The 12,632-nt window shown below is 44.3% G+C and carries 10 protein-coding genes; 8 read left to right on the top strand and 2 right to left on the bottom strand.

What is annotated here, in order from left to right:
- Window positions 1–180 precede the first annotated feature (180 nt).
- Window positions 181–1,080: a glucosaminidase domain-containing protein gene (locus R3O62_RS11540; protein ID WP_005776261.1), complete on the bottom strand. Its 900-nt coding sequence runs from the start codon at window positions 1,078–1,080 to the stop codon at window positions 181–183.
- Window positions 1,081–1,196: 116 nt separating this feature from the next.
- On the opposite strand from R3O62_RS11540, the gene cdd reads away from it, so the two are divergent.
- The 6 genes from cdd to nudC all read left to right on the top strand — a co-directional run bounded on the left by cdd (window position 1,197) and on the right by nudC (window position 7,322).
- A complete protein-coding gene (gene cdd / locus R3O62_RS11535; RefSeq protein ID WP_005809459.1) occupies window positions 1,197–1,679 on the top strand; it encodes a cytidine deaminase in 483 nt (160 codons plus the stop codon).
- Window positions 1,680–1,681: 2 nt separating this feature from the next.
- The gene (locus R3O62_RS11530; protein WP_005776259.1) at window positions 1,682–2,521 is read left to right on the top strand and encodes an AraC family transcriptional regulator; all 840 of its coding nucleotides are present in this window, start codon (window positions 1,682–1,684) and stop codon (window positions 2,519–2,521) included.
- Window positions 2,522–2,608: 87 nt separating this feature from the next.
- Complete coding sequence (locus tag R3O62_RS11525; protein WP_005809464.1) at window positions 2,609–3,211, top strand: DUF417 family protein; 603 nt, start codon at window positions 2,609–2,611, stop codon at window positions 3,209–3,211.
- A 59-nt stretch (window positions 3,212–3,270) separates the two neighbouring features.
- Window positions 3,271–4,647, top strand: coding sequence for an FAD-dependent oxidoreductase (locus R3O62_RS11520; protein ID WP_005776257.1), 1,377 nt, complete (start codon window positions 3,271–3,273; stop codon window positions 4,645–4,647).
- 274 nt (window positions 4,648–4,921) lie between these two features.
- Entirely contained in the window at window positions 4,922–6,511 is a 1,590-nt protein-coding gene (locus R3O62_RS11515; protein ID WP_227560103.1) for an ABC-F family ATP-binding cassette domain-containing protein, read from the top strand.
- A gap of 31 nt (window positions 6,512–6,542) precedes the next feature.
- Window positions 6,543–7,322, top strand: coding sequence for an NAD(+) diphosphatase (nudC, locus tag R3O62_RS11510; protein WP_122330306.1), 780 nt, complete (start codon window positions 6,543–6,545; stop codon window positions 7,320–7,322).
- A gap of 127 nt (window positions 7,323–7,449) precedes the next feature.
- Here nudC and R3O62_RS11505 read toward each other — a convergent pair whose 3' ends face one another.
- Complete coding sequence (locus R3O62_RS11505) at window positions 7,450–8,346, bottom strand: histidine decarboxylase, pyruvoyl type (RefSeq protein ID WP_317472671.1); 897 nt, start codon at window positions 8,344–8,346, stop codon at window positions 7,450–7,452.
- Window positions 8,347–8,854: 508 nt separating this feature from the next.
- On the opposite strand from R3O62_RS11505, the gene R3O62_RS11500 reads away from it, so the two are divergent.
- Together R3O62_RS11500 and R3O62_RS11495 are read left to right on the top strand one after the other, a co-directional pair.
- Window positions 8,855–9,796, top strand: a complete 942-nt coding sequence (locus R3O62_RS11500; RefSeq protein WP_032536886.1) for a tyrosine-type recombinase/integrase — start codon at window positions 8,855–8,857, stop codon at window positions 9,794–9,796.
- Window positions 9,797–10,232: 436 nt separating this feature from the next.
- Window positions 10,233–12,632, top strand: a complete 2,400-nt coding sequence (locus R3O62_RS11495) for a hypothetical protein (RefSeq protein ID WP_193683895.1) — start codon at window positions 10,233–10,235, stop codon at window positions 12,630–12,632.

Raw genomic sequence — 12,632 nt, 5'->3', positions numbered from 1 at the left:
CACCCTGTACAGTTTCGTAACAAAGCGTAACTGTGTTCTCTGCGGTGAAAAACACACGTTTGGGTGTAGCCATCCGGCAGAAAGGGTGTAGCCCTAATAGCAAAAGGGTGTAGCCATGCATAAAGTATGGCTACACCCTTTTGCTATTAATACATTTCTTATATACCGCAGCGGCAAAGTCTACCTCAGCCTCAACCTGTCTCCCACTTCGGGAACATAATCCCCGTCCTTACGGTTCATCTTATACAGGTTCTTCAACCGGATGGCATATTTCTGAGAAATGGTATGCATGGAGTCTCCGTCTTTGACGATATAAACCGTATAAGGTTTCGACGCTCTCTTTTTCTTCTCTTTCAGATAAATGATATCACCATCCATCAAGGTATAATCACGTTGCAAGTCGTTATACTTCACCAACTTCTTCCAACGGATATCGAACTCTTTACCCAACGACTTAAACGTATCTCCGTCACGGGCTACAATATAAGCGATACCGTTTGCTATGTAGACCTGATGCGGATTGAGTACCGTCGGTTCACTCTTTGACGAACTCCATCCTCCCTTACGGTCATATTTATAAAGGTCGTAGTCTTCAATAATCGTAATCAGACGGTTGGCATACGAAGGATCGGTGGCATATCCCGCCTTTTTCAACCCACGGGCCCAGCCTTTATAATCCGTTATCTTCAGTTTAAACAAGAAAGCATAGCGGGCACCGCGTTTCAGAAATGCCGAATGGTCCTCGTACGAATCACGGGGATTGCGATAAGCACGGAAGCATTCGTTACGGGCATCGTCGTCATGGCGTACGGTACGTCCATTCCAGCTACTACCGCATTTGATGCCGAAGTGGTTATTACTTTTACGCGCCAGCGTGCTCATACCGGCACCACTTTCAAGCAGCCCCTGCGCCAATGTGATACTGGCGGGTATCTTGTGCTCCTTCATTTGCTCTACAGCCAGGGCACTATACTTATTTATATAATCTACGTAACGGGAATTCCTGCGCTGCGCCTGGGCACCGACAGAAAAAGCAAGAACTGTAACTACGGCAATCAGCCTGAGAAGTTTGCTATTCATCTATTAATTTGTGTATGTTAGGTTATGCGGCACAAAAATCATAAAAATAATTGGGATTATCAATCTCTTTTCTAACTTTGTAACATGATTTGTAGAACTATAAACCACCTACCCACATGAAAGACCTGACTATTACCTCTGTAATTAAAGTATATGAATATGACGAACTCAATGACGCAGACCGTGCCTTATTGGATGATGCCATCGAGGCAACCCGGCGCAGCTATGCACCTTACTCGCACTTCTCGGTAGGAGCGGCAGCACTGCTGGCCAACGGAGTGATAGTGACAGGAACCAATCAGGAAAACGCAGCCTACCCGTCCGGACTTTGCGCCGAACGAACTACGTTGTTCTATGCCAATTCGCAGTATCCGGACCAGGCAGTGAAGACTCTTGCCATCGCCGCACGTACGGAAAAAGACTTTATCGACACTCCGATTCCTCCTTGCGGCGCCTGTCGCCAGGTGATTCTGGAAACGGAAAAAAGATACAAACAACCCATACGTATATTGCTTTACGGCAAAAAGTGTATTTACGAAATACAGAGTGTGGGACATTTATTACCCCTGTCATTTGACGCATCAGCCATGGAGGATTGATTATGATAAGAACTTACCAGACAAAACTGAAAGGTATGCTTGCATTGACCACAAGCTATCATACCGAAAAGAACTTGCAGAAAGAAAAGAGTTTGTATAAATTCATATGGGTACGCCAAGGAAGCATTACCCTGGAGATAGACCATCAGGAAGTGACACTGGCCGAAAACGAGGTGATCTCCCTCTCCAATCTCCAGCATCTGGAGTTCCTGTCCATCGATGGAGAGTATCTGACGGTGCTGTTCAACAGCAACTTCTATTGTATTTACGGCAATGACCATGAAGTGTCGTGCAGTGGATTTCTGTTCAACGGTTCTTCGCACGTGGTGAGATTTATGCTCAACGAATCGGAACGGCGGTCGATGGAAGATGTAGTGGGTTTGCTGGACCGCGAATTCACCGTATCGGACAATCTACAGGAAGAGATGCTCCGCATCCTGCTTAAACGTTTCATCATCCAGAGTACACGCATCGCCCGGCAAAGACTGAATATCACCCAGGAGAAGGAGTACAGCTTCGAGATTATCCGCCAATACTATAATCTGGTAGACGAACACTTCCGGACTAAAAAGCAAGTGCAGGATTATGCCGACATGCTGCATAAATCACCCAAAACACTCTCGAACATCTTTTCTTCCTGTAAACTGCCTTCGCCCCTGCGCGTCATCCATGAACGGGTGGAAGCAGAAGCCAAACGACTCCTATTATACAGTAACAAAAGTTCGAAAGAGATTGCTGATATTCTGGGATTTGAGGACCAGTCCTCTTTCAGCCGTTTCTTCAAAAACATGACCGGAGAAAGCCCTGTGCAATACCGAAATTCGGTAGAAGGGAAGAATTGACAATTCATCCGGCGATATTGCTATTTCCCGCCGATGGGAAAAACCGGATCTTTGCATCAGAAAGTTAAACCCATAAAAAGAAATAGCATGAAAGAGAAATTTATCACTCTGCTCACAGTAGCATCCGGTCTGAAAGGTTTCGGACTGAAATTTATCCGCGTAGCCATCCTCGTTGTTTTCGTTTGGATCGGCGGACTGAAGTATTTTCATTACGAAGCCGACGGCATTGTACCATTTGTAGCCAACAGTCCGTTTATGAGTTTCTTCTACGCCAAAGATGCCCCCGAATACAAGGAACACAAAAATCCGGAAGGTGCTTATGTTCCGGCCAACCGCGAATGGCACGAAGCGAACAGAACCTACACGTTCTCTTATGGACTGGGAGCTTTGATTATGTCCATCGGTATCCTGGTATTCTTAGGCATCTTCTTCCCCAAAGTGGCGCTTATCGGCGACACACTGGCCATCATCATGACACTCGGTACACTCTCCTTCCTGGTGACCACTCCCGAAGTCTGGGTTCCGAACCTGGGAAGCGGAGAATATGGCTTCCCGCTCCTATCCGGTGCCGGACGTCTGGTAATTAAAGATATCGTAATTCTGGCAAGTGCCGTTACCCTGCTTTCCGATTCATCGCAACGTGTACTGAACTCCCTCAAAAAAGCCGACTGGGAAAAACGGAACAAATAAGGGTTACGGAATGTTATAAACTGACATTAAAGATACATCCTTCTAAAAGTATAAGAATTATGAAACAATATGATGCCATTATTATCGGTTTCGGCAAGGGCGGCAAGACGCTGACCGCCGAATTAGCCAAACGCGGCTGGAAAGTCGCACTGATTGAACGCTCTGCCATGATGTATGGAGGTACTTGCCCCAATATAGCCTGTGTGCCTACCAAACGCCTTATCCACGAAGCTGAAAAGGTGAGTTGGCTCTACCCAACCAGTTACGAAAAGCAGGCCGAAGCTTATAAAGCCGCCATCGCACGGAAAAACGAAATGACAGCAGCTTCAAGGGCTAATATGTTCGACAAACTGAGCAGTCTCCCCAATGTAACCATTTACACCGGAATGGCATCGTTCGTTTCAAAAGATGTGGTGAAAGTAACCCTTCCCGACGAAGTGATCGAACTTCAGGGAAAAAAGATTTTCATTAATACCGGATCAACCAGCATTATACCGGCAATAGACGGGCTGAAAGACAGCAAACGGGTATATACCAGCACATCATTGATGGAACTGGATGTATTGCCCCGACATCTGATTATCGTGGGCGGAGGTTATATCGGACTGGAGTTTGCTTCCATGTATGCAAGCTTCGGAAGCAAAGTGACCGTGCTCGAAGGAGGTGACAAATTTATTGCCCGCGAAGACCGCGATATAGCAAACGCTGTAAAAGAGGCACTCGAAAAGAAAGGAATAGAAATCCGCCTCAACGCCCGTGCACAATCCATCCGCGATACAACGGACGGCGTAATCCTGACTTATACGGATACCGCCGGCGGTACATCTTCTGACATAGAAGGTGATGCCATCCTGGTAGCTACGGGACGCAAGCCAATGATTGAGGGACTGAATCTTCAGGCAGCCGGAGTAGAAGTGGATAGCCACGGGGCTATTGTTGTAAACGGTTATCTGCATACCACCTCCCCAAACATTTGGGCAATGGGTGATGTAAAAGGCGGGCTGCAGTTTACTTATATTTCACTGGACGATTACCGGATTATCCGGGACGACCTTTTCGGAAATAAAGAACGTACGGCCGACGACCGTAACCCGGTGGCATACTCGGTATTTATAGATCCGCCGCTTTCACATGTCGGGCTGACCGAAGAAGAAGCCATCAGACGGGGATATTCCTTCAAAGTATCACGTCTCCCGGCCTCAGCACTACCACGTGCACGTACTTTACAACAGACTGACGGTATACTGAAAGCCATCATCGACAGCCATTCGGGACGCATCATGGGCTGCACGCTGTTCTGTGCCGAATCTTCCGAAGTCATTAACATAGTAAACATGGCAATGAAGACCGGACAACATTATACCTTCCTTCGCGATTTCATCTTTACACATCCAAGCATGGGCGAAGGACTGAATGAATTGTTTTCAATAGATTAGTTTAACAAGAAGAGGGGAAAAGTTTCAGATTTTTCCCCTCTCTCTTTTGTAATTGCCGGAATATCTTCTATCTTTGCAGTCTAATTTCATATGTATACCCATGAGAATATCTAAGTAAGACAACACTTTCCGGTAAACATCACTTTTCACATATGCTTCTTTTCATGTATTGTTAAGCATCACGAATCCGTGTTGTTTAACCCCTATTGTGTTTGTCTCTCCCCTACCCGCTATCATCAACAGCAAGTATTTACTTTCAAACCAATAGACAAGTATGTGTATCCAAGTACAACAAATCACCTATATCCATCCCGATAAGGAAGTTCTTTTCCAAAATCTCAGTTTCTCTGTCAGCAAAGGACAGCAATTGGCTCTGATCGGCAATAATGGTTGTGGTAAGTCAACATTGCTGCAAATCATATCCGGACAACTGCAACCGTGTTCGGGAACCGTACTCCGTCCATTCGCTCTTTATTATGTGCCCCAGCACTTCGGACAATATGATAAAATGAGCATTGCCGAAGCCCTCGGGATAGACGGAAAACGAAAAGCCCTCCATGCCATTTTGGATGGAGATACTTCCATCGTCAACTTCAATATCCTCGATGACGACTGGAACATCGAAGAAAAAACCACAGCAGCTCTCAATGGATGGGGGCTCGGAACAATGTCTCTTGACCAGCCCATGCATACACTGAGTGGTGGAGAAAAGACACGCGTATTCCTGGCAGGCATCGAACTGCAGGAAACTTCCGTGATATTGATGGATGAACCTACCAATCACCTCGACAGCCAAGGACGCAACAAACTGTATGAATGGGTGAAGAAATGCCGTTCTACGCTGATTGTAGTCAGCCACGACCGCACTCTGCTCAATCTGCTTCCCGAAACCTGCGAACTGAGCCGTAGCGCACTTGTGTTTTACGGAGGGAACTATGAATTCTACAAACAGCAGAAAGAGCTTCTGCTAAGTGCTTTGCAACAACAACTGAATGAAAAGGAGAAAGAACTCCGGCAAGTACGGAAGCTTGCACGTGAGGTTGCCGAGCGGAAAGACAAGCAGAATGTACGGAGCGAAAAAGCGGCTCCTCAAAAAGGCATTTCCCGTATGGCCATCAATACCCTGAAAGACCGGGCAGAAAAAAGTACCACCAAACTGGCGGACATCCACCGGGACAAATCGGAAAAACTTGTCGCCGAACGAAGTCAGATACGCAACAGGTTGGGCGAAGTGTCACTGCTTAAAACCGATTTCAATGCTTCTGCTTTACATCCGGGAAAAATATTACTGACTGCCCGTGATATAAACTTCACTTATGAAGATTCGTTTTTATGGAAGGTTCCCCTAAGTTTCCAACTGAAAAGCGGCGACCGGATACGTATCGAAGGAGACAACGGGAGTGGTAAAACCACCCTATTGAAACTGGTCACCGGAGAACTATTGCCTGCTTCGGGTACACTGGAGCGCACCGGGTTCAGTTACGTCTATCTCAATCAGGAGTATTCCATCATTTCCGACGGGCTGACAGTGCTCCAGCAAGCAGAGTCATTCAACCTCCGGAACCTGCCGGAACACGAAATAAAGATCATATTGAATCGCTTTCTCTTCCCGGTGGCAAGTTGGGACAAACCTTGCAAACAGCTTAGTGGAGGTGAAAAAATGCGGCTCGCTTTCTGTTGCCTGATGATCAGCAATAACACTCCTGACCTCTTTATCCTGGATGAACCCACCAATAATCTGGACATACACAGCATCGAAATCATCACCGCCACCATCCGGAATTATACGGGTAGTGTACTGTTGGTATCACATGATGAATATTTTATAAAGGAGACCGGCATGAAAGAGAGTATCTTTTTATAATTTTGCACCGGTTAAAAAAGAATTATCCAAAATGACACATACAAAAAACAACCGATGGTTCATCTTCTACCAAGATCAGTTATTACTGGAAAAGACAAACAACGCTTTCTCCATCCCTTCAGGAGAAAGCGCCCCCATCGCCATACCGGAAGGAACAACCGTACACACCCTAACTACGCCCGATGGCATATCCGGCAAAAGTTTCTACATAGATTCTCCGATCACAGAAACACCGGAATATGTACAAATGGGGTTGCGCGCTTCTTATGATTACCTGCCGCTCGAACACTATCAAGCAGCAGGTAAAGCTCACGAAATCCTGTACTGGGACCGTAGCAACCGCTTTTGCCCCACATGTGGAACTCCACTGGTACAGAAAGAGCCTATTATGAAAAAGTGTCCGGATTGCGGTAAAGAAGTCTATCCCGCCATTTCAACGGCAATTCTGGTATTGGTACGCAAAGAAGATTCTTTGTTACTGGTACATGCCCGCAACTTTAAAGGTACATTCAATAGCTTGGTGGCCGGCTTCCTTGAAACCGGAGAAACCTTGGAGGAATGTGTGGAAAGGGAAGTTAAAGAAGAAACCGGACTGGATGTGAAGAACATTCAGTATTTTGGAAATCAGCCCTGGCCCTATCCGAGCGGACTCATGGTAGGTTTTATTGCCGATTATGCCGGGGGCAGCATTCGCTTGCAGGATGACGAACTCAGTTCCGGGAATTTCTATACAAAAAATAATCTGCCGGAACTTCCGCGGAAGCTAAGTCTGGCACGTAAGATGATTGACTGGTGGATAGCACAACAGTGAAAAAAAGACAAGCTACGAAAGGTACACCCACCACAAACGAACAACCAGGAACGGATAGAAAAGAAATCCGTTCTCAGCATCATAAACCTGTGTACCTATTCGTAGCCTGTGTTTTACAGTTAAACTTCTATTCAAAAATAGTCAGCTCTTCCAGCCCTAACTTCTCTTCCCAGTCACTGATGGTCATCTGGCAAAGATCAGCCGGTTTCATATCGACAGGGACAGCATTCTGGGCCAAATAGACAGCAGGAGTGCACGACAAAGCACAACCAACCTGATCGGGTTCTACAAACGTATATTTATAACCAATATAAATACGGTCGTAAATTACATCCTGATCCTGTCCGCAAAGTACAATGCTGTTGGTAGCTTTCCGGAGTATCCCTTCCAAAAAACCAATTGCTTCGCCTTCCGTTGTCGAATCATCCCCGTAAATTCCGGCGTCTTTCACAAACAGGCAGGCTCCTTTACTACGGTTTTTCAAAATAGCCAGTCCGATCACAGACCACACCCATGTGGGACCGCATGCTACAACCTTTCGGCTTCCTCCCGGCACATAAGCTCCGGGGAGTATGGGAAAACGACGCTCTTTGGCACGGCCGAACAAACGTTCGGTTGCCTCCAGCAACGGACGGATATTATAAACAGGAACGTCTACCCCTTCAGGCTGTGCCTGCATATAGATAGGCATCTCCTTTCTTTTGGCAATGTCATCGTGCATTGCCAGGTCAAATCCCCAGATAGCTCCATTTTGTCCACAAAATGAAGAAGCCTTCATCAAATTGACTTGTCCGAGATATGCGTCGTTTTTCTCACAGCGGTCCTTTGCTACAATCTTTTCAGTTATTGCATCAAGGTCTTTCACGTCGACTGTACCGACTGACAATTTCATTGTCGAAATATATCCTTCACCACTTGCAACTCCGGGATTCAAATATCCCATGCAAAATTCTTTACTTGGCCCTATAGCCTGACTAATCACATTAGAGGCATCATAACGGATGCCGGACACAAGATCTTTCATACGTTTTTAAGTTTAGATGTTGCAGTAAGAACAATATATTGCCAAGAATGATTAGCCTCTGCTCCATAAAGAAAGCAAAAGAAGACGAAGAAGACAAAATACTAAAAAATGTGAAGCTATCAATTTGGTAAGTTCAAACAGATATTCCAGCAATCTGCTTATCATTCAAAGAGTTCGTTTCAAGCAATTATCAAGTTTATATCAACTGTTTATCTTATAGATAGCATACTAACAGAATGTTTGTTTTAATGATGTGTTAAAGTTAATCATTTGGAACCAAACAATTAATTACGTAAACCAATAGTTAATGATTAATCAAAAGAAAATTAATATCTTGGGAAAAGAAAAACTAGGAACCCGGAGGGTGTATCGAAACTCACCACAGAGGATACAGAGTAACACTGAACAAATACCAAGTCACTGATTATCAACATTATTATTCTATAATAATCTGTATAATCTGCGGTGAAAAGAGTTTTGACACAGCTCCATCAAAACAAAATGTATTATGAAAGAACAAAATTTTATCCGATTTATGGATAGCATTATCAGCGAACAAAAAGCAGGTAATTTTCTCGGAACTGCCCATATTTATCAAGCCAGCCTGAATGCATTCGGAGCTTTCACAGGCAGCAAGAACATCCTGTTTCGTCAGATGACACCTGCATTACTAAAACGATTCGAACATTATCTCCGTCTGAGAGGAAATAGCTGGAATACCGTCTCCACCTATATGCGGGCCTTACGCGCTGTCTACAACCGGGCAGTGGACCGCCAACTGGCCCCCTACTCTCCCCGCTTGTTCAAACCTGTATATACTGGAACCCAAGCCGATGTGAAAAGATCTCTCAAAGCAGAAGAAATGGGGCTTTTACTGCAAATGAACCACACTGCACAGCATCCAGAAGCCATTTGCCGTGCCCACAAGATGTTTGTACTTATGTTCTTATTACGCGGACTTCCCTTTGTCGACTTGGCCTATCTGCAAAAGAGAGACTTAAAAGGAAATATCCTCACTTACCACCGGCACAAAACAGGACGCCAACTTACAGTAACCGTTCCTTCCGAAGCTATGGAGATTATTCTGGAATATATGGATACCGACCCTGACTCACCTTACTTGTTTCCTATTCTGAGCAAAAAGCAAAAAAGCCATATCAATTATCAAGAATACCAATATGCTTTACGTGCATTTAACTATCAGTTGATACAATTGGCGCATCTATTAGGAATTTCGAAAAACCTGAGTTCATACACCGCACGACACACCTGGGCTACCTTAGCTTACCATCTTGAAATTCACCCGGGCATCATCAGTGAAGCCATGGGACATTCGTCAATCAAAGTGACAGAAACCTACTTGAAACCATTCAACATTAAGAAATTAGATGAAACAAATGCTCATATTATATCATTTGCAAAAGAAGCATATACAGGACTAATACTTTGATTATCTGAACCATTACTTTATAGGTAACTCTTCTATAAATGCGCTACAAACATAAATCATTTTTCACAATAAAACAAATAAAATACGATTATTTATTAAAATAAGTCATTGAATCATCCCTTATAAAAGAAAAAGACGACTATAGTCTTTGGTGTACATTACATTAGTATCATGAATGCGCACAATTCGCTCATCCCGTTTTTAATCCCCAACGAGATGATCCATCTCCTATATGCTTTATGCTACATATAACCGGAATTTAATGTTAAAAACTCCTCTCAAAGACGCTTCTTATCGAAAAGCGGACTTCGATCCCGTTACCTATAAAGTAACGGTAGATAGAGGTATTACACAGATAGAGGAAAAGCCGCAATAGGCAAGAGAATACATTGATTTACTTACATAACATTTTTATTAACACTAAAAAAACAGAGGTATGAGAAAATGGACTTATCTCGTAGCTGCACTCTTAGTGGGAGGAGCAACTACAACGTTTACCGGATGTATCGATAATGATGAACCGGCAAGCATCACAGAACTTCGCGGAGCGAAAGCAGAATTGATTAAAGCAAAAGCAGCTGTACAAACTGCTGAAGCGGCTTACAAAGAGGCACAAATTGCTATCGTCAATGCCAAAGCCGCTTACCTGGAAGAAAAAGTAGCCCAGGAAAAGCTTAAAACAGAAGTTCAAGCAGCCAAAACAGAAGCGATGAAAGCCTATTGGCAACAAAAAGCCGAGAAAAGCGCAGAGTTATTCAAAGCTAAAATGCTTGAGCTACAAATTCAGACTGCACAAGCACAGGCCGCTTATGAAAAGGCAATGATCGATATCGAAGTGGCTTTACTTGGTTACAAAGATAATGCCTATGCTACCAAGTTGAACGAACTGCTATACACGCAAAGTTTTGCATATACTCCTAAAGAGATCACCTACGATGAAGAATCGGGGAAAATCAGTGTAGAAGATGGAGAAGAGACTACCGTAAAAGGCCTGATCGAACTCTCCGGTACATTAAGCGATGCTCAGGAAGAACTGGCTGACCTGATGAGACAGAAATCTTTATTAGAATTCAGCTATGATCCGGAAGCACTGATTGCCGGCGTTACCAACCAGATTGCCATTCAGAAAGGTGAAGTAAAAGGTATCGAAGAAAACCTGGCACAGCTGAAGGTTGTCGCAGAAATTCCATTGGATCAGTTTGAAGCCAAATACAAAGAACTTAATGATAAGAAAACGGATCTTGACAATAAAATCAATGCTATCGACTTATCGAAAGTAAGCGACGCCGATTATCAGGCAGCCGTACAACAGGTAGCTGAAGTGCAGAAAGCAAAAGAAGCAAAAGGTGAATTCACTTTCGATATTCCTGCTACCATCCAGGATGGATTTGCCGGAATGATTCTGGAAAAACAAACTTTGGACAACAATGACCTTGCCAATTCCTTTAGGCCAGCAATAAAGATAGATCCCGCAACCGGAAAATACTATTTTCCTGATGGGTTCCGCTTCTCTAAAACCATGCAGGAGAAAAGAAACATGTTAGAAGCTATCACTACTTTATTAACCGACAAAGTAAAGACCAGCGAAGAACAGGCACAGGCAAAACTGGCACAGGCACAAGCTAAAGTTGACTATGATGCGTTCCAAGCAGAGCTGACCAAGGTAGAGGGTACATGGACAAAAGCATCTGAAGCTTTTTATAAGGCAGTAGATGCAGGCAAGTATCTCAGTCAGGAGGGACACGACGCACGCAGCTTGATCATCGCAGATTATCAGACTTACCAGAAAGATTATGAAAGTGCCGCCGGAGATGCAGCTAAAGAAAAAGCTGCTTTAGACAAATTTATTGCTCAATACAAAACTTATCTCACCGCCAGAACCACTTTGGACGGACTAAAGCTGAAAGAAGAAACAGACATTACTAAAGATGCAGCCAAACTGGACGCATGGAAGGCACTTATCACTGAGAACAACGGAACAACAAGTTATGATGCCGTATTCGGTGTGGAGGATTTGTTTAAAGCTGAAGGTGGCCTCGCTGCCGATTTCGTCAAAGCAGCCAAAGCCGCCGGCTACAGTAACGAACGCCAAACTACAGCAGTTTACGCAGAATGGTTGGCGGCTTACAATAAAGCATTAGCCGAACACACCGGAGAAGGAGAGTTTACATTCGATCCTGACGGAATCGCCCTAACCCAGAACGGGCTGGCAGACAAAACATTTGGAGCAAAGAAGGAGTACGATGCTTTAACAGATGAAATCAACAATGTATCTGTATGGGCCGACCTGAACTCAAAATTAATGGCTATGGGTACCGACAATGATAAAGCAATCGCCGCAACAGATACAAAACTGGCAACAGCACAAATTACCCTGAACCAGATTACAGAGAAGTACGATGCGGAGAAAGCAAGTCTGGAAGTGCAGAAAGCCGGTTTGAATTGCATCTTAGGTACAATGAAAAAGGCTTTGCCTCAGACTGGTGATAATAATCAGCCATTGTCCACTTATGAGGATGCAATTAAATACCTGAAGAACGAAATAGCCAAAATCGAAGGTGCACCTTCTGAAGTTGACGACGAAAGTGGCAACATCACTGTAAAGAGCGGTACTCTGGCAAAGGCAAAAGCTGAACTGAATATGTACGATGCTTTGCTGAAAGCACTACAGGACGGTAGCTACGAACAAGAACAAGCAACAGCCATCAAACTTAAAGAAGCTCAAATCGATGCCAAAACTTTTGAAATCGAAGCATTGACGGTATTATTCAACAAGGCAAAAGAGATGAAAGATCAGCTTATCAAAACACTGACCGGAGACACTTCAGCCGAATAA

The organism is Bacteroides hominis, assembly GCF_033042785.2.
Taxonomy (GTDB): Bacteria; Bacteroidota; Bacteroidia; order Bacteroidales; family Bacteroidaceae; genus Bacteroides; species Bacteroides hominis.
This window is presented reverse-complemented; position numbering and strand designations above follow the sequence as displayed.